Raw genomic sequence first — 17,305 nt, forward strand, 5'->3', positions numbered from 1 at the left:
GAACCCAATCAACAAACAAGGCGTTCGCCTGTTAGTTCATTCTGTTTGTAACGATTTGAGTAAGGCGTTCACTGGCCGGACGTCGCTGTGCTCTTTGTGACGTAGCACAAAGAACGAACGGCGCGGCAAATCGAACTGGACTCGATGCAGGGTCGCCGCCGCGAGCGACGGTGCCGCGACTAGATCTGAGATGGCTGCGGCGTAGTCTGAGCACTCAATCGCGGTACGAACCGCTTCGTTGGAAGGAAGTTCCAATTTGACGTCCAGATGGGATGGATCGACGCCGGCGTTGTGCAGCGCAGCCTCGAACATCGACCGCGTGCCCGAGCCGCGCTCCCGCAGCACCCAGCCGGTGGTCGTTAGTTTGCTGGCCGAGATCCGCGTCTGCCCGACCCAAGGGTGGCGTTTGCCGACCACGACAGCAAGGCTGTCGCCGTCGATGCGGCGGCTCGCCAACGACGAATCGTCGACCTCGCCTTCGACCAGCCCGAGATCGGCGCGGCCTTCGCGCACTGCTCTTGCGACTTGTTCCGTATTGGTGATCGAGACCTGCAGCTCGATCCCTGGATAAGTGCGCTGGAAGTCGAGAAGTCGCGGCGGCAACCAGTAGTTTCCGATGGTCTGGCTGACGGCGAGGCTGAGCGCGCCACGCTTCAAACCCGCGAGATCGTCGAGCGCCTTCGCCGCGGCCCTGGCGCGAGCGACGACGGCGCGGGCTTCGTCGAGAAATTCGCGACCTGCCTGGGTCAGCGCGATGCCACGACCGACGCGATTGAACAGTTTGACATCGTAGCGCGATTCCAGTGCGGCGATCGCTGCGCTGGCGGCAGATTGGGTGAGGTTCAGTCCGCTCGCGGCGCGCGTCATATGCTGCTGCTCGGCGACCGCGATGAAGATGCGGAGCTGTTCCAGGGTCATCCATGCCATCCTGTGAGTTTGATCAAGCTCAGCGAAAACCCTGCGATGAATAGCGCCGCGGTTAGGCCGAGCAGAGCAGGGCGAAGGCCGCGCGCGGCGAGTTTGCGAAGATCGGTTTCGAGCCCCATCGCGGCCAGCGCCATCGACAGCAGGAAGCTGGTCGCGGCGACGATCCAGCTTTTCGCGTCTTGTGGAATCGCAATCAACTGGTTGACGCCGATCATCGCCACAAAGCCGAGCACGAACCACGGCATCGGCGGCGCCGCCGCCGTTGCGGTGGCATGGTGGCGAATGCGGGCGCGCGCCAGCATCCCGAGACCGATCACCAGCGGCGCCAGCATCATCACCCGTGCGAGTTTCGCGATGGTGCCGAATTCGCCGGCGGTTGGGCCGGCCTGGAAGCTCGCGGCGACGACCTGCGCGATCTCGTGAATCGAGGCGCCGGTCCACAGCCCGAAGCTGTGGGCGTCGAGGCCGAGCGCGCCCTGCAGCAGCGGTGCGCCGACCATCGCCAGCGAACCGAACACGGTGACGCAGGCGACGGCGTAGGCGACGTCTTCGTCCTCCGCCTTGGTGACGGTATTTGTTGCGATGATCGCGGAGGCGCCGCAGATCGAGGTGCCGGCTGCGATCAACTCTGCGAGCTTGCGGTCGACGCCGAGCACGCGGCCGAGCCAGATCGTGAAGCTGAAGGTTGAAAGCAATGTCGCGGCGATGATCGCCAGCCCTTGGCCTCCGACCTCGATCAATTGCGCTGCCGTCAGTTGCAGCCCGAGCAGGATGATGGCGATGCGCAGAACCCGTCGCAGGCTGAACTTGATGCCCGGCACGGCCCATTGCGGCGTACCGACGACATTATGCGCGACGATGCCGATCAGGATCGCGAGCAGCATCGGGCTTGCGCCGGCCGCCGCCGGGATTGTGCGCAGCGCCAGTGCGATGGCGGCAATCGCAGCCGTCAGCAATACGCCAGGCGCGATCGCAGCAAGGCGTGCGCCGATCCGTGTGGTGCGGGGGTGGGGCTGATACGCTTTTGCGTTTGTGCGAGAGGTCATGTCGGCTGGCTCCTTCTCCGGCCAATCCAGCCCGCCGCGATTAATCAATCAAACGGATTATTATTGTCATAACGATCGGCAAAATCGATTAATATTCAGGCGGTCGCTGCCGGCAGGATGATGCGGCGCAAGATCGCGGGAACCGGCGCGGCCGGGGTTCGTTTCCAATACGCATGGCGCGCGGCTACGCTGCCTTGACGCGTGCATGCGAGGCGGACCCGACCTGGAGCACGATCATGACCATGCTGGATGACGACACGTCGCCGTGGCGCAAATGGCATTCCGGTTTCGGCGGATTCCTGCTGCGGGACTGGCCCTATGTTCTGATGCTGCTGCTGTCGCTCGGCGGCGTCGCCTATACCAGCTTCACCCAAACAGAGATGTATTGGATCCTGCTCACACCCTTGTTCGGACTGGTGTGCGTGATCACTCGCTGGCCGCAAGTGGAGGGCCGTGAGGAGCGGATGCATCTGCTGGTGTCGCAGGGTCTCCATTGGGCCGCTGTGCTGGTCGCGATGGAGCTGATGTCGCTGCAGGTGCTGCGGCAAGTCACGGGCATTGCTTCACCGTTGAGCGTGCTGACCCTGCTCGCGCTCGGTACTTTCACCGCCGGACTGCTCATTCGATCCTGGAAGGTCTGCGCAGTCGGCGCCATTCTCGGCGTCAGCGTGCCGGCCGTCGCGTTGTTGCAGCAATCCGCGCTGCTGATCCTGCTGATCATCGCCGTGCTGGTCGCGATTGCGGTCCCGTTCATCTGGGCGCGCTCGCGTGAGCCGATCAGCCCCGCGCGTCCTTTGTACGAACCATCGGCGGCTGAGCCGATCGTCACTTCCGAGCCTGCTGTCCCCGAGCCGCCGGCCGCGCCGGTGTCTCAGACGCCGCTGTTCGAGCAGCCTTTTGAGGCGGCGCCTGTTGCGCCGGACCCTGCGCCGCAGCCGGCCTCGGCTGAGCCAGTGCCGTCCCAGAACCGCCCGGCGCCGATGGCGGTCGTCGACGACGGTCGCGAACCGATCCGCGACTCAGAGAAATCGGATACGTCGGCGTCCGATGGCGAGCCGCCGCACGGCAACGTCCGAAATATTCTCGGAGGTCGTTGAGCAAGTTCGGGCGGCATAGGGCCGCCGCGCGTTTGTCGCTCTTGCGTGCGATGCACAAAATACTTCAGGATGGCTTTCGCCATTCTGGAGCCTCTCAATGTCGTCCACGATCCTGCCGACCGACCCCGACGTTCTGCCGAACCGGGCGGACGACAGCGCTTTTATCGAAGAGGACACCAGGCTTCGCAATGACATACGGCTGTTGGGCCGGATACTTGGCGATACCGTGCGCGGCCAGGAGGGCTCTGCGGTGTTCGACTTGGTCGAACGCATCCGGCAGACCTCGATCCGGTTTCACCGGGACGAGGACAAGCCGGCGCGACGCGAACTCGAAGCGATCCTCGACGACATGTCGGCCTCGGACACGGTGAAGATCGTCCGGGCATTCAGCTACTTTTCGCATCTCGCCAACATCGCCGAAGATCAGAACAACATCCGCCAGATGCGCGCCGGCTCGACGGCAGGCTCGGCGCCTCGCGCGGGGATGCTGGCCAAGACCCTGGCGCATGCGCGCGAGGAAGGGATCGGCGCGCGCGAGCTGCGCGAATTCTTCAAGACCGCGCTGGTCAGCCCGGTGCTGACGGCGCATCCGACCGAGGTGCGCCGCAAGAGCACGATGGACCGCGAGATGGAGGTCGCAGCGCTGCTGGATCAACGCGAGCGCCTCCAGCTCACCGCTGACGAGTGGGCGCAGAACGAGGAGCAGCTTCGTCGCGCGGTGGTGACGCTGTGGAAAACCAACCTGCTGCGCCGGACCAAGCTGACGGTGCTCGACGAAGTCGCCAACGGCCTGTCGTTCTATGACTACACCTTCTTGCGCGAAGTGCCGCGGCTGCACAGCGCGTTGGAGGATCAGCTCGGCGGCGGCGAGGGCGGCGAAGCGGAAGAGGAGCTGGCGAGTTTCCTACGGATGGGAAGCTGGATCGGCGGCGATCGCGACGGCAATCCGTTCGTCACAGCCGAGGTGCTGCAGGGGACGCTGCGGTTGCAGAGCGCGCGCGTGCTGCGGTTCTATCTCGACGAGCTGCACGAGCTCGGCTCGGAGCTGTCGCTGGCGTCGCATCTCGCCCCGATCACCGAAGACGTCCGCTTGCTGGCCGAACGTTCGCCCGATCATTCGCCGCATCGCCGCCACGAGCCCTATCGGCTGGCGGTGTCAGGCATCTATGCGCGGCTCGCCGCCACCGCGGCGAAGCTGAAGATCGACAGCGTCCGCGCTCCGGTCGGCGAGGCCGAGATTTACGCCAACGTGCAAGAGTTCAAAGCCGACCTCGATGCGATCCATTACTCGCTGACCAAATATAATGCCGGCGTGATCGCGCGCGGCAGACTCCGGCAGCTGCGCCGCGCCGCCGACTGCTTCGGCTTTCATCTCGCCAGCCTCGACATGCGGCAAAACTCGGCGGTGCACGAGCGCACTATGGGCGAGCTGATGGACGCGGCGCGGCCGACCAGCTCCTATCTGGCGCTCGATGAGGACGAACGCATCGCGCTGCTCACCGGCGAACTGCGCAGCGCCCGGCCGCTGACCTCGATTTTCATCAAATATAGCGAGGAGACCGTCGGCGAACTCGCGGTGCTGCACGAGGCGGCGCGGGCGCACTCCATTTATGGCGAGGCGGCGATTCCCCAGTGCATCATCTCGATGACCAAGGGCGTGTCCGATCTGCTCGAGGTCGCGGTGCTGCTCAAGGAAGTCGGGCTGATCGATCCATCGGGCCGTTGCGCGATCAACATCGTGCCGCTGTTCGAGACCATCGAAGACCTGCAGGCCTGCGCCGCGATCATGGACCGGCTGCTGGCGATCCCGGAATATCGCCGCCTGGTCGACAGCCGCGGCGGCGTGCAGGAGGTGATGCTCGGTTACTCCGACAGCAACAAGGACGGCGGCTTCGTCACATCCGGTTGGGAGCTCTACAAGGCCGAGATCGGCTTGCTCGACGTGTTCGAGCACCATGGCGTTCGGCTGCGGCTGTTCCACGGCCGCGGCGGCTCGGTCGGCCGCGGCGGCGGCCCGAGCTACGACGCGATCGTAGCGCAGCCGGGCGGCGCGGTGAATGGCCAGATTCGCATCACCGAGCAGGGCGAGATCATCACCAGTAAATATTCCAACCGCGAGGTCGGTCGCAACAATCTGGAAATCCTCACCGCGGCGACGCTGGAGGCGAGCCTGCTGCAGCCGCGCCGCAGCGCGCCGCACCACGACTATCTGGAAGCGATGGAGCAGCTCTCGGCGCTGGCCTTCAAGGCGTATCGCGGACTGGTCTACGAGACCGACGGATTCGTCGACTACTTCTGGTCGTCGACAGTGATCAACGAGATCTCGACTCTGAACATCGGCAGCCGCCCGGCATCGCGCAAGAAGACCCGCGCGATCGAGGATCTGCGCGCCATCCCCTGGGTGTTCTCATGGGCGCAATGCCGGCTGATGCTGCCGGGCTGGTACGGTTTCGGCAGCGCGGTCGAGGCCTGGGTCGCCGAGCATCCCGACAAGGGCACTGCGTTCCTGCAGTCGATGTATCAGGAGTGGCCGTTCTTCCGCATGCTGCTCTCCAACATGGACATGGTGCTGTCGAAGAGTTCGATCGCGATCGCCTCGCGCTACGCCGATCTGGTGCCGGACGAGGAGTTGCGGCACAAGATATTCGGCCGCATCCGCATTGAATGGCACGCCTCAGTCGATAGCCTGCTCGCGATCATGGGCCACGAGCGGCTGTTGCAGGGCAACCCGCTGCTGGAGCGCTCGATCCGCCACCGCTTCCCGTATCTCGACCCGCTCAACCACGTCCAGGTGCAGCTCCTGCGCGAGCACCGCACCCACGATCCCGACGAGCAGGTGCTGCGCGGGATTCAGCTGACCATCAACGGAATTTCGGCGGGGCTGCGGAATAGCGGGTGAGGCGACCCCGGGGTCGTTCGCTACCAACTTCTTCAGCGAATAATTTTCTCAGTGGACCGTCCGGCTGCGCGGTATTTCCTTGCCGGACGCCGCACTCCAATACTTGTAGTTTGTGCGTGAACGACCCTCGCTGCCTCTCAAATCAGCGACTTGCTCATTCTGTCGTCATTCGCAACTGAGCGCCTGAACTTAAGTCAGATGGTCGTCACGGCCTCGCTGGCGTTAGCTTGATCGCCGGAAATCAACCGTCGCAGCGCGCAACGATCTGCAAAGATCTGGCGCGCGCGGGCCGTCGTGGGGGACGAACTCCGATGATCTATTATGTGATGCACTATTGGCCCTGGCTGGCCGCCGCCGCGGTCGTCGGCGTGGCGACTCCGTTTCTGGCAGATCGGTTCGGCTGGGCCGCTGATCTCGCGGATTACTGGCTGCAGCGCATCGGCGTGGTGCTGGCGATCGCCGTGGTGTTCATCGTGGCCCGGCTCGCCGCCGGCAAGCCGGAACTGATGCTGGAGGCGGGCGCCGGTCTGGTCGCCGCCTACATCATCGGTGGCATTGCCGGCGGTCTGGCGACGCATTTGCTGCCGGCGCGGTTCGAGGGCTGGTGGGTCGGCCTGTTCGCGACCGGCCTGATCTGGCTGGTTTTCGGGATCACCACGATGCCGAAAATCGAGCCCGACCTGCGCGAGCGCGTTGCCGAGGTGGTGAAGGGGGCGGGAGCCGACCCGCTGAATTTCGACGTCATCGGCCGCGACGTGCTGCTGCCGGAGGACCTCGGCAAGGCGCGCGCCGAGCTTGGCGCTCAGATCCTGCAGGTATCGGGCGTGCGGCTGGTGTCCGAGGTCGAGGAACTGACCGGCGCTGCGCTGTCGGCGAAGACGGTGGCGAAGCTGCAAACGGAAGTCGCCGCCAAGGCGGAGGCCGAAGCCAAGGCCAAGGCTGAAGCCGAGGCGCGGGACGCGGTGGAGAAGGCGGCTGCGGACGCGGCCGCCAGGGAAGCCGCTGCCAAGGCTGCCAAGGAGACTGCTGCGAAGCACGCTGCCGCCAAAGCAAAGGACGACGCAGAGGCGAAGGAAGCGGCTGCGAAGGCCGCTGCAGACGCTGCAGCAAAGGAAGCTGCGACGAAGGAAGCGGCCGCAAAGGCCGCAGCCGAAGAGGCCGCCAAACATGCTGCAGCCGCGCCGTCCGCGTCAATTCCGCCGCCGGTGGCGACCAGGACCGCCGATGCCGCCGGCGCCGCGTCGATCGCGTCCGTGGAAGCCTGCCAGAGCAAGCTATCGACGCTGGTCGCTGCGCAGAAGATCAATTTCGAGCGCGGCAGCGCCGAGATCGAGCAGGCCTCGTTGCCGGTGCTGAAGCAGCTCGCCGCGGTGATCTCGCATTGCCCGGCGGCGCAGATCGAGGTGGCCGGTCACACCGACGCCAACGGCAAGAAGGCGGCCAACGAAGCCCTGTCGAAGCGTCGCGCCGAAGCGGTCGCCGACAGTCTGACCAAGGCCGGCATCGGCTCGGCGAAGCTGATTGCGGTCGGCTACGGCTCCGCCAAGCCGCTCGGCCCCAACGACACCGCCGAGGCGCGCGCGAAGAACCGCCGGATCGAGTTCGCGGTGAAGTAAGCAAGGTCGGCCTCGACCCGAGAGTTGGTCATTGCGGCGACTGAAGCGACGAAGCAATCCAGAGTGCGGGATTCGGCATCCCTGGATTGCTTCGTTTCGCTCGCAATGATGCAGTCGCGGGTCGTATTCGTCGCGTGAGGGTCGAGCAGACGCGTCTCAGATCGCGTCCCAGTTGAAGATGTCGGCGGAGCGGTCGAGCTTGTAGAACGAACCCTTCAGCGCCGGCATGCCGTGCTCGGCCAGCGTTTCGCAGGTCCAGCCGCCGTCGCGATGCACCGAGCGGATCGGGCGCGACTGGCCCATCAGGAAGATCTCGTTCATCCGCACCGCGAAGATCTGGCCGGTGACGTCCTTGGCGGCGTCGCCGAGCAGGAAAACCGACAACGGCGCAATCTTCTCCGGACCCATCTGCTGCATCCGCGCGACGCGGGCCTTTTCTTCCTCGGTCTCGGTCGGGATCGTGCCGATCAGCCGCGACCAGGCGAACGGAGAGACGCAGTTGGAGCGGACGTTGAAACGCTGCATGTCGAGCGCGATCGACTTCGACAGGCCGACGATGCCGAGCTTGGCGGCGGCGTAGTTGGCCTGGCCGAAATTGCCGATCAGCCCCGAGGTCGAGGTGAAGTGGACGAAGGAACCGCTTTCCTGCTCGCGGTACAGCCTTGCTGCGGCGTGCGACACATAGAACGAGCCCATCAGATGCACCTTGATGACCTGCTCGAAGGCATCGATGCTCATGCGGTGGAAGATGGCGTCGCGCAGGATGCCGGCATTGTTCACGACGCCGTCGAGCTTGCCGTAAGTATCAACTGCCTGTTTGACGATCTTGCTGGCGGGGACCGCCTCGGCGACGGTCTCGAAATTCGCGACCGCGGTGCCGCCTTCCTTCTTGATCTCCTCGACCACCTGCTCGGCCGGCGAGGCGTCGGTGCCCGAGCCGTCGGCGGCGCCGCCGGGATCGTTGACCACCACCTTGGCGCCTTCGCGCGCAGCGAGCAGCGCGATCTCGCGGCCGATGCCGCGCCCCGCGCCGGTGACGATGATGACTTTGCCGTCGAGTGCCTTGGCCATGTGGTTTCCTTTTTGTTGTTCGTTGTATCTGCCGGTCATTCCGGGGCGCACAGCGCGAACCCGGAATCCCGAAGTGTGGCGAAGAGAGATTCCGGGTTCGCGAGCTACGCTCGCGCCCCGGAATGACGACTAACTACTTCTCGTTCGTGAAAATGATCGTGCCGGATGCTGCGAACATGCCGCCGACGCCGTGGCAGACCGAGATCTTGGCGCCTTCGACCTGCGCCGGCGCGATGCCACGCATCTGGCGAACGCTCTCCTGCAGCGCATACATGCCGTACATCCCGGAATGCATGTAGCTGAGGCCGCCGCCATTGGTGTTGAGCGGCAGCTTGCCGCCGGGGCGGGTGTTGCCTTCGGCGATGAACGGGCCGGTGTCCTCATAGGGCATGAAGCCGAGGTCGCCGAGGCCGAACAGCGGCAGATGCGCAAACGCGTCGTAGATCATCAGATGATCGACGTCGCTGTGGGTGATGCCGGCCTCGCGGAACGCGGTCGAACCCGCGACCTTGAAGGCGCGCGACGAGTTGAAGCTCTCCATCTGGCTGACCATCGGTGTCTCGACGCTCTCTCCGGTGCCCAGCACATAGACCGGCTTGTTCGGAAAGTCCTTGGCGCGATCTGCCGAGGTCATGATCAGCGCGCCGCCGCCATCGGTGACGAGGCAGCATTGCAGCAGGCGGAACGGATAGGCGATCATTCGCGAGTTGAGGACGTCCGCGACCGTGATCGGCTCCTTCATCATCGCGCGCGGGTTCTTCGCCGCCCATTCGCGCTGAACCACGGCGACCGACGCGATCTGCTCATGGGTGATGCCGTGGGTCTTCATGAAGCGCAGCACCGGAATCGGAAACTGGCTCGGCGGGCCGTAGATGCCGTAGGGCGCCTCGAACTGGCCCTGCAGGCTGTCGGCGGGAATCGAGCGCGGCAATTTGCCGATCATCGATTTGCCGCTCTCGGCGTGGGTGATCAGCACGGTCTTGCAAAGCCCGGCCTCGATCGCCGCGGCCGCGTGGCGGACGTGCAGCATGAACGAGCAGCCGCCGACGGACGTGCCGTCGACCCAGGTTGGCGTGATGCCGAGATAATGCGCGATCTGCTGCGGCGTCTCGACCGCCGTGGCGACGCCGTCGATATCGGACGGCTTCAGCCCGCAATCGGCCATCGCGTTGAGTGCGGCGTCGGCGTGGAGTTGGATCTGCGACATGTCCGGAATGACGCCGAGCTTGGTGGTCTCGGCGGCGCCGACGATAGCAACTTGATTGCGACGCATGGTGCTCAACCCTTCGCCGGACGGAACTGGGGAAGGGTGATGGTGTCGTCGAGCTTCTCGAACGCGACTTCGAGCTTCATGTCGAGCTCGAGCGATTCGGGCGTCTGCGGACAATCGATGATGTTGCTCATCATCCGCGGGCCTTCTTCGAGCTCCACCACGGCAATCGCGTGAGGCGCGGTGAAGCCGGCCGCCAACGGGCGGTGATTGATGACGTAGCTATACAGCGTGCCCCTGCCGGAGGCCTTGAAAACCGTGACGCCGCGCGAGCCGCATTTGGGACAGAACGGCCTCGGTGGGAAATACGCATGCGAGCAGGAGTCGCAGCGTTGCAACCGCAGTTCGCCCTGCTTGGCGCCGTCCCAATAGTGCTGGGTTTCCGGAGTGATTTTGGGGCGTGCGCGTGCGGGTTCTGCCATGGTCGTTGTTTTCTCCCTGATTGCCTGGCTTGTGGGCCCATTGTTCCGGTCTTGATGCGACATTGACCGGTCAGCGTCAACACGCGCCGGGCGCGTGCCCGCTTGCGTAAATCGTATTCCGGCGCGCGAACAATCAGTGACCTATGTGTCCTGTCCTGATCATTGCGCCGGGCGCCGGGGAGCAGGCGGCGGCTGTTGGGGCGCGACCCAGGCCGCCGCTATCCACGACGAAGGTCCCAATATCGGCGCGCCGAATTTGTGGGGCAGAATGCGACCGGCGGCGGGGCCGATGCGATCGCAGCGCTTCTTGCGCATGGCAAAACGTCGAGCTCCGCGCTACAGAATACGGAAGTCAACTCTCAGTCCGGCGATTGCGGCGCGCCATGACCGGCGTGATCGATCGGCCCTCCAGTGGAACAGATGCCATGACGAAACATCCCACGCTCGCCTCGCTCGCGGCTGACCTCGACGCCGGCCGCACGACCGCGCGCAAGCTGGTCGACGATTGTCTGGCGCGGATCGCCGATCCAGCCGGCGAGGGCGCGCGCACCTTCATCCACGTCGATCGCGAGGCTGCGATCAAGGCGGCCGAGGCGATGGACAAGCTCCGCGAGATCAAGGCCGCGCCGTCGCCATTCGCCGGCATTCCGATTTCGATCAAGGATCTGTTCGACATCAAGGGCCAGGTCACCCGCGCCGGCTCACGCGCGCTCGACGACAATCCGCCGGCGGAGGCCGATGCGCCCGCAGTGGCGCGGCTGCGCCGCGCCGGCTTCGTGGTGATCGGCCGCACCAATATGACCGAGTTCGCCTATTCCGGCATCGGCATCAATCCGCATTACGGCACCCCGAAAGCGGCGTTCAATCGCGATGCCGGCCACGTCCCCGGCGGCTCGTCGTCGGGCGCGGCGGTGTCGGTCGCAGACGGCATGGCCCATGCCGGACTTGGCACCGACACCGGCGGCTCGTGCCGGATCCCGGCGGCGTTCAACGGCATCGTCGGCTACAAGCCGTCGCAACATCGCGTGCCGCGCGACGGCGCGGTGCCGCTGTCATTCTCGCTCGATTCGATCGGGCCGCTGGCGCGCAGCGTCGATTGTTGCGCTGTGCTCGACGCGGTGCTGGCCGACGCGCCGATCGTGCCGCTCGCGCCGCGGTCGTTGAAGGGGCTGCGGCTCGCGGTGCCGACGACGGTGGCGCTCGACGAACTCGACGACGCGGTGAGCGTCGCGTTCGAACGCGCGCTGAAGACGCTCAGCGGCCACGGCGCGATCATCGAGAAGATCGAGCTGCCGGAATTCCTCGATGTCGCGCCGATGATGGCGAAGGGCGGCTTTGCGGCGGCGGAGAGCTATGCCTGGCATCGCTATCTGATCGTCGCGCAGGGCGACGTGTACGATCCGCGGGTGCGCGAACGCATTCTGCGCGGCGAAACGCAGAGCGCGGCAGACTATGTCGATTTGATCACCGCGCGCAAATCGCTGATCGCGCGCGCGTGCGCCCGGCTTGCGCCCTATGACGCCCTGGTGATGCCGACCACCGCCAACACCCCGCCGAAGATCGCAGATCTCGCCGACGACAAGGCGTTCACCAAGGCCAATCTTCTGGCGCTGCGCAATTGTACGCTGATCAATATGATCGACGGCTGCGCGATCTCCTTGCCGTGCCATCGTGACGGCGAGGCGCCGGTCGGGCTGATGCTCGCCGGCGTCAATGGCGCCGATCGTGAGATCTTCGAAATCGCAGCCGGACTGGAAATGGTGGTCCGTGGTTGATCTGACCTTCACGCTCGACGCCGTCCGGCAGCGCAGCCAACTCACGCTGCCGATCCGGCAGGCGGTGATCGCCGGTTGGACCGGTCGCGATCCGGTGGCGCGCGACAAGCACATCGCCGAGCTGGAAGAACTCGGCATCGCGCGCCCGGCGTCGACGCCGATCTACTATCGCGTCGCCGCGGCGCGGCTGACCACCGCGCCCAGCATCGAGGTGTCGGGGGTCGAGTCCTCAGGTGAGGTCGAGTTCGTGCTGATCGGCACGCAAGGCCGCATCCTGGTCGGCGTCGGTTCCGATCACACCGATCGCAAGGTCGAGGCCTACGGCGTCACGGTGTCGAAACAAATGTGCGACAAGCCGATCGCGCCGGAGCTGTGGGACTTCGCTGAAGTGGCCGATCACTGGGACCAGATCGTGCTGCGCTCGTTCGCGACGATCGGCGATGAACGCGTTCCGTATCAGGAAGGCAGGCTCGACGGCATGTTGCCGGCGCGCGAGCTGATCGCGCGCGGCTTCGGCGGCGGCGGATTGCCCGATGGCTGCGCGATGTTCGGCGGCACCTTCGCCGCCATGGGCGGCATCCGCCCGGCGACGCGGTTCGAGTTTGAGATCGAAGATCCCGTTTTGAACCGCACCATCCGCCACGGCTACGACGTGATTGAGTTGCCGATTCTGGGATGAGAGGAAGCCGTCATTCCGAGGCGCGAGCTCAGCTCGCGCCCCGGAATGACGAACGACATTTGATTCCGATTGGGTCGCGAGGGAGCCATTCACCCCTTCGGCTTCACCACGCTGAATGTGCCGTTGGCCCGGGCGCAGCGCTCGCCATCGACGGTGATGAAGCATTGGGCGACGCAGAGCGTCCCGCCGAGCTTGATCACCTCGGGCTCGATCTGCAGCCATTGTCCGACCTTGGCCGGCCCGATGAAGTCGATCGACAGCCCGGCGGTCAAGAGCCGCGCGCCGCCCCCGAGCTTGAGACCGCAGCTTAGTCCCATCGCATTGTCGGCGAGCGCGGTGATCAGGCCGCCATGGGCGAGGCCGCGCGAATTGGTGTGTGGCGCGGCGATCCGAAGGCCGATGATCACCGCGTCGTCAGTGATCCTCGCATAGAGCGGCTCCCATGGCGCGGTGAGTGGGCTGGCACGGGTATGCCGCACGAAGCCGGCGGGAATGCCTTCGGCGATGGATGTGGTGTCGGTCATGCGGTTGCTTTCGTCGGGAACGTGCCCGGCATTTGACCGCACTCATGACCTCGGGGCAACGCCGACAAAGTTTGAAGCGCGCTTTGAAAGGGCGTTTGAAACGGCCCGCGATCGCACAACAATCGTCACGTCATTCCGGGTCCGCGAGCTTTCGCTCGCGCCCGGAATGACGTGCATGAGGGGTGGCCTGCATGGTACCCAGTTAGTAAGGCAGCCCGACGTAGTTTTCCGCGAGCGAGGTCGTCGCGGCTTTCGAACTGACCAGATAGTCGAGTTCGGCGGTCTGGATGCGTTGGGTGAAGGCGTCGCTGTCGGGGAAGCGATGAAGAATCGACGTCATCCACCACGAGAAACGTTCGGCCTTCCACACCCGGCGAAGCGCGTTGGCGGAATAAGCATCGATCCCGCTTTTCGACCCCTCATCATAGAACTCGCGCAGCGCGCGCGAAAGATAGTACACGTCGCTGGCTGCGAGGTTGAGGCCCTTGGCACCGGTCGGCGGCACGATGTGGGCGGCGTCGCCGGCGAGGAACAGCCGGCCGAACCGCATCGGCTCGGCAACGAAGGAACGCAGTGGAGCGATGCTCTTCTCGATCGACGCGCCGGTGACGAGATGGCCGGCGGTTTCCGGGCCGAGCCTTTGTTTCAGTTCGTCCCAGAACCGATCGTCGCTCCATTCACCGACATCGTCGGACAGCGGACACTGCACGTAATAGCGGCTGCGATGTGCCGAGCGCATCGAGCACAGCGCAAACCCGCGGTCGTGGTTGACGTAGATCAGTTCCGGCGACACCGGCGGCGTGTCGGACAACACCCCGAGCCAGCCGAACGGATAGACCCGCTCGTAGGTCTGTAACGCGTTGGCCGGCGCGCTCTGCCGCGCGACTCCGTGGAAGCCGTCGCAGCCGGTGATGAAATCGCAGGCGAGCTCCTGACTGACGCCGTCCTTGAAGTAACGCACCCTGGGGCGTTCGCCGTCGAAATCGTGAAGGGTGATATCGGCCGCTTCGTAAATCGTAGTCAGGCCGGCGGCTTTCCGGGCCTCCATCAGATCGCGCGTCACCTCGGTCTGGCCGTACACGGTGACGGTTCTGCCGCCGGTGGAGTGCTTGAGGTCGATGCGGTGTCGCCGGCCGGAAAACGCGATCTCGAAGCCATCGTGCACCAACGCTTCCTGATGCAGGCGCCGGCCGACCCCGGCCTCGTCGAGTAGATCGACCATCCCCTGTTCAAGCACGCCGGCGCGGATGCGTGAAAGCACGTAGTCGGGGTTCTTGCGCTCGAGAATGACGGCCTCGATCCCGTATGTGTGCAGCAACTGGCCGAGCAGCAGACCCGACGGCCCGGCGCCGATGATGCCGACTTGCGTGCGCATGCGCGCTCCCCCACAGGTTGATTTGTCGCCTCGTTACGGGACGGTTGGGCCGGCGTCCAGTTGTCGTCCGGCGTCTACCAGCTATTACAAGCCGGTCACTTGCATTGGGAGGTGTAACCGATGACAATGCAAGGAAACGGCCATTACAGAGCCGACCACGGGAGGTAAACCTCTCACGGGAGTAACCTCAATGAGGAAAACGCTGCTCGCGCTGCTGCTCACAGCCGCCGTGACGCCCGGCCTGGCGCAGGGAGCTCCGGCGCAGGACAAGACCGTCAACTGGAAGGTTTCGCTATGGGTGCCGCCGGCGCATCCACTTGTTCTGGCGACCAAGGCCTGGGCCGAGGACATCGAGAAGGCGTCGGGCGGCTCGATCAAAATGGCGGTGTTCCCGTCGGAGCAACTCGGCAAGGCGTTCGACCATTACGACATGGCGCGCGACGGCATCGCCGACGTCACCTACGTCAATCCCGGCTATCAGCCCGGCCGATTCCCGATCGTATCCGCGGGACAGCTTCCGTTCGTTTTCAAGGACGGCAAGAAGGGGACGCTGGCGCTCAACGAATGGTACCAGAAATACGCAGCCACGGAGATGAAGGACACCAAGCTGTGTTTCGCCTTCATCCACGATCCGGGCGCGCTACACGGCAAGAAGAAAGTCGTGATGCCGGCCGACATGAAAGGGCTCAAGGTGCGCCCGGCGCAGTCGACCATCGGCGAGATGGTGAAGCTGTTCGGTGGCACCAACGTCCAGGCCTCCGCGCCGGAAGCGCGTGATGCGCTCGAGCGCGGCGTGGCCGACGAGATCACGTTTCCCTGGGGCTCGGTGTTCCTGTTCGGCATCGACAAGGTGGTCAAGTATCACATGGACGTGCCGCTGTATTCGACGGTATTCACCTACAATATCGGGCTGAAGGCCTATAACGCGCTGTCGCCAGGGCAGAAGAAGATCATCGACGACCATTGCACGCCGGAATGGGCATCCAAGGTCACCGATCCGTGGACCGAATTCGAGGCCAACGGCCGCACCAAGATGAAGGCGCTGGAAGGTCACGAGGTCTATCCACTGACGCCAGAGCAACTCGCCGAATGGAAGAAGGCGACGCAGCCGCTGAACCAGTCCTGGGCCGAAGCAGTGAAGAAGGCCGGCGGCGACGCGGCTGCGATCGACGGCGAACTCAAGGCCGCGCTGAAGAAGTACGACGCCGGGCTGTAGCGCGCCGCTCTGTCGTCATTCCGGGGCGCGAGCGCCGCTCGCGAACCCGGAATCCAGAGCTTCAGAGTATCTTGAGCATCCTGTTTCGCGCCTGACGGCGCCCCCCGGAATGACGTCTCCTCTGTGACCAGCAAGTCTGTGACCAGCAAGCCAACCACGGACGCCCCCATGGCCTCCGACCTCGACAAGCTGGCCGATCGTCTGGAGGGGGAGGGTTGCTCGCGCAGCGAGCGGGGTGGGGTGGCAGCGTCTCCGCGCAGCAACGACTAACCCTCTCCCCTCGTGGGAGAGGGCGGCGAGCGAAGCGAGCCGGGTGAGGGGGCCGCGGGTACGGCGTTTGCGGCGCCCCTCATCCGGCGCTGACTGCGTCCGCGCCACCTTCTCCCACGAGAGGAGAAGGGAAGGGCCGTGCCAGCGGCCTCACCCCACCCTGGCGAACTACGTTCGCCGACCCTCCCCCTCCAGGGGAGGGGGATGATGCGCAGTTCTCGTTGCACGTTTCATCGACGGCGGTCCCGGACCACATTGACTCCCGCCGCATTCATTATAGTCTATAACTATTCTGCACAGGACGTAATAAGTGCTCACAGGAAACGCCTCGGCCGCGACCATCGCGGATCCCTCGACGCTGGTCGTCGAAACCGTCGGCCCGGTGCTGACCATCGGCCTCAATCGCCCCAAGAAACGCAACGCGCTCAATGACGGCCTGATGGCCGCGCTGAAGGACTGTTTCACCGATCTTCCCGATGAGATTCGCGCCGTGGTGATCCACGGCGTCGGCGATCACTTCTCCGCCGGGCTTGATCTCTCCGAGCTGCGCGAGCGCGACGCTACCGAAGGGCTGGTGCATTCGCAGACCTGGCACCGGGTGTTCGACCGCATCCAGTATTGTCGCGTTCCAGTGATCGCGGCGTTGAAGGGCGCGGTGATCGGCGGCGGGCTCGAACTCGCCTGCGCCGCGCATATCCGCGTTGCCGAGCCGGCCGCCTACTACGCGCTGCCCGAAGGCAGCCGCGGCATCTTCGTCGGCGGTGGCGGCTCGGTGCGGCTGCCGCGGCTGATCGGCGTCGCGCGCATGGCGGACATGATGCTGACCGGGCGGGTGTATTCCGCAGAGGAAGGCGTCGCCCACGGCTTTTCGCAATATCTCACCGAAAGCGGTTCGGCCTACGACAAAGCGCTCGAGATCGGCAACCGGGTCGCCCAGAATGCGCCGCTGACCAATTTCGCGGTGCTGCAGGCGCTGCCGATGATCGCCGAAGCCAATCCGCAGACGGGCCTGCTGATGGAATCGCTGATGGCGACGGTGGCGCAGAGCGACCAGGAAGCCAAGAATCGGATTCGTGCATTTCTCGATCACAAGACCGCAAAGGTCAAACCGACTTGAG

At 64.9% G+C, this 17,305-nt stretch carries 14 protein-coding genes; 7 read left to right on the top strand and 7 right to left on the bottom strand.

Annotated features, from left to right (window positions below):
* Positions 1–36 precede the first annotated feature (36 nt).
* On the bottom strand, positions 37–918 hold the full coding sequence (locus tag BMY71_RS09625; protein WP_092683698.1) for a LysR family transcriptional regulator: 882 nt from the start codon (positions 916–918) through the stop codon (positions 37–39).
* Positions 915–1,973, bottom strand: coding sequence for a YeiH family protein (locus BMY71_RS09630; protein WP_092683700.1), 1,059 nt, complete (start codon positions 1,971–1,973; stop codon positions 915–917). Before BMY71_RS09630 ends, BMY71_RS09625 begins: the two co-directional genes overlap by 4 nt.
* A gap of 236 nt (positions 1,974–2,209) precedes the next feature.
* Between BMY71_RS09630 and BMY71_RS09635 the strand changes: the two genes are divergently transcribed.
* The 3 genes from BMY71_RS09635 to BMY71_RS09645 all read left to right on the top strand — a co-directional run bounded on the left by BMY71_RS09635 (position 2,210) and on the right by BMY71_RS09645 (position 7,585).
* On the top strand, positions 2,210–3,070 hold the full coding sequence (locus BMY71_RS09635) for a hypothetical protein (RefSeq protein ID WP_092683702.1): 861 nt from the start codon (positions 2,210–2,212) through the stop codon (positions 3,068–3,070).
* A gap of 97 nt (positions 3,071–3,167) precedes the next feature.
* A complete protein-coding gene (gene ppc, locus BMY71_RS09640) occupies positions 3,168–5,969 on the top strand; it encodes a phosphoenolpyruvate carboxylase (RefSeq protein WP_092683371.1) in 2,802 nt (933 codons plus the stop codon).
* Between the two features lie 311 nt (positions 5,970–6,280).
* Positions 6,281–7,585, top strand: a complete 1,305-nt coding sequence (locus BMY71_RS09645; protein ID WP_092683372.1) for an OmpA family protein — start codon at positions 6,281–6,283, stop codon at positions 7,583–7,585.
* A gap of 156 nt (positions 7,586–7,741) precedes the next feature.
* On the opposite strand, the gene BMY71_RS09650 is transcribed toward BMY71_RS09645, so the two are convergent.
* The 3 genes from BMY71_RS09650 to BMY71_RS09660 all read right to left on the bottom strand — a co-directional run bounded on the left by BMY71_RS09650 (position 7,742) and on the right by BMY71_RS09660 (position 10,348).
* On the bottom strand, positions 7,742–8,656 hold the full coding sequence (locus tag BMY71_RS09650; protein WP_011502297.1) for an SDR family NAD(P)-dependent oxidoreductase: 915 nt from the start codon (positions 8,654–8,656) through the stop codon (positions 7,742–7,744).
* 133 nt (positions 8,657–8,789) lie between these two features.
* Positions 8,790–9,929, bottom strand: coding sequence for a thiolase C-terminal domain-containing protein (locus BMY71_RS09655; RefSeq protein WP_092683704.1), 1,140 nt, complete (start codon positions 9,927–9,929; stop codon positions 8,790–8,792).
* A gap of 5 nt (positions 9,930–9,934) precedes the next feature.
* Positions 9,935–10,348: a Zn-ribbon domain-containing OB-fold protein gene (locus BMY71_RS09660; RefSeq protein WP_092683374.1), complete on the bottom strand. Its 414-nt coding sequence runs from the start codon at positions 10,346–10,348 to the stop codon at positions 9,935–9,937.
* Between the two features lie 425 nt (positions 10,349–10,773).
* On the opposite strand from BMY71_RS09660, the gene BMY71_RS09665 reads away from it, so the two are divergent.
* Together BMY71_RS09665 and BMY71_RS09670 are read left to right on the top strand one after the other, a co-directional pair.
* Positions 10,774–12,123 carry an amidase gene (locus tag BMY71_RS09665; RefSeq protein WP_092683706.1) on the top strand — a complete coding sequence of 450 codons (1,350 nt, stop codon included), beginning with the start codon at positions 10,774–10,776 and terminating at the stop codon, positions 12,121–12,123.
* The gene (locus tag BMY71_RS09670; protein ID WP_092683376.1) at positions 12,116–12,802 is read left to right on the top strand and encodes a DUF2848 domain-containing protein; all 687 of its coding nucleotides are present in this window, start codon (positions 12,116–12,118) and stop codon (positions 12,800–12,802) included. Before BMY71_RS09665 ends, BMY71_RS09670 begins: the two co-directional genes overlap by 8 nt.
* Positions 12,803–12,891: 89 nt before the next feature.
* Here the strand turns inward: BMY71_RS09670 and BMY71_RS09675 are convergent, their stop codons facing one another.
* Positions 12,892–13,326 (bottom strand): PaaI family thioesterase, encoded by a 435-nt coding sequence (locus BMY71_RS09675; protein ID WP_092683378.1) that lies wholly within the window; start codon positions 13,324–13,326, stop codon positions 12,892–12,894.
* A gap of 202 nt (positions 13,327–13,528) precedes the next feature.
* A complete protein-coding gene (pobA, locus tag BMY71_RS09680) occupies positions 13,529–14,701 on the bottom strand; it encodes a 4-hydroxybenzoate 3-monooxygenase (protein WP_092683380.1) in 1,173 nt (390 codons plus the stop codon).
* Positions 14,702–14,891: 190 nt separating this feature from the next.
* Here pobA and BMY71_RS09685 point away from each other — a divergent pair, with 190 nt between their 5' ends.
* Both BMY71_RS09685 and BMY71_RS09690 read left to right on the top strand, forming a co-directional pair.
* Positions 14,892–15,917 (top strand): TRAP transporter substrate-binding protein, encoded by a 1,026-nt coding sequence (locus tag BMY71_RS09685; RefSeq protein WP_092683382.1) that lies wholly within the window; start codon positions 14,892–14,894, stop codon positions 15,915–15,917.
* A 580-nt stretch (positions 15,918–16,497) separates the two neighbouring features.
* On the top strand, positions 16,498–17,304 hold the full coding sequence (locus BMY71_RS09690; protein ID WP_092683384.1) for a crotonase/enoyl-CoA hydratase family protein: 807 nt from the start codon (positions 16,498–16,500) through the stop codon (positions 17,302–17,304).
* The last annotated feature ends 1 nt before the right edge of the window (position 17,305 follow it).

Source organism: Rhodopseudomonas pseudopalustris (genome assembly GCF_900110435.1).
GTDB lineage: Bacteria > Pseudomonadota > Alphaproteobacteria > Rhizobiales > Xanthobacteraceae > Rhodopseudomonas > Rhodopseudomonas pseudopalustris.

Coding starts and splice junctions, on each gene's coding strand:
- BMY71_RS09625 (WP_092683698.1), bottom strand. CDS start 918: ATGACCCTGGAACAGCTCCGCATCTTCATCGCGGTCGCCGAGCAGCAG.
- BMY71_RS09630 (WP_092683700.1), bottom strand. CDS start 1,973: ATGACCTCTCGCACAAACGCAAAAGCGTATCAGCCCCACCCCCGCACC.
- BMY71_RS09635 (WP_092683702.1), top strand. CDS start 2,210: ATGACCATGCTGGATGACGACACGTCGCCGTGGCGCAAATGGCATTCC.
- ppc (WP_092683371.1), top strand. CDS start 3,168: ATGTCGTCCACGATCCTGCCGACCGACCCCGACGTTCTGCCGAACCGG.
- BMY71_RS09645 (WP_092683372.1), top strand. CDS start 6,281: ATGATCTATTATGTGATGCACTATTGGCCCTGGCTGGCCGCCGCCGCG.
- BMY71_RS09650 (WP_011502297.1), bottom strand. CDS start 8,656: ATGGCCAAGGCACTCGACGGCAAAGTCATCATCGTCACCGGCGCGGGG.
- BMY71_RS09655 (WP_092683704.1), bottom strand. CDS start 9,929: ATGCGTCGCAATCAAGTTGCTATCGTCGGCGCCGCCGAGACCACCAAG.
- BMY71_RS09660 (WP_092683374.1), bottom strand. CDS start 10,348: ATGGCAGAACCCGCACGCGCACGCCCCAAAATCACTCCGGAAACCCAG.
- BMY71_RS09665 (WP_092683706.1), top strand. CDS start 10,774: ATGACGAAACATCCCACGCTCGCCTCGCTCGCGGCTGACCTCGACGCC.
- BMY71_RS09675 (WP_092683378.1), bottom strand. CDS start 13,326: ATGACCGACACCACATCCATCGCCGAAGGCATTCCCGCCGGCTTCGTG.
- pobA (WP_092683380.1), bottom strand. CDS start 14,701: ATGCGCACGCAAGTCGGCATCATCGGCGCCGGGCCGTCGGGTCTGCTG.
- BMY71_RS09685 (WP_092683382.1), top strand. CDS start 14,892: ATGAGGAAAACGCTGCTCGCGCTGCTGCTCACAGCCGCCGTGACGCCC.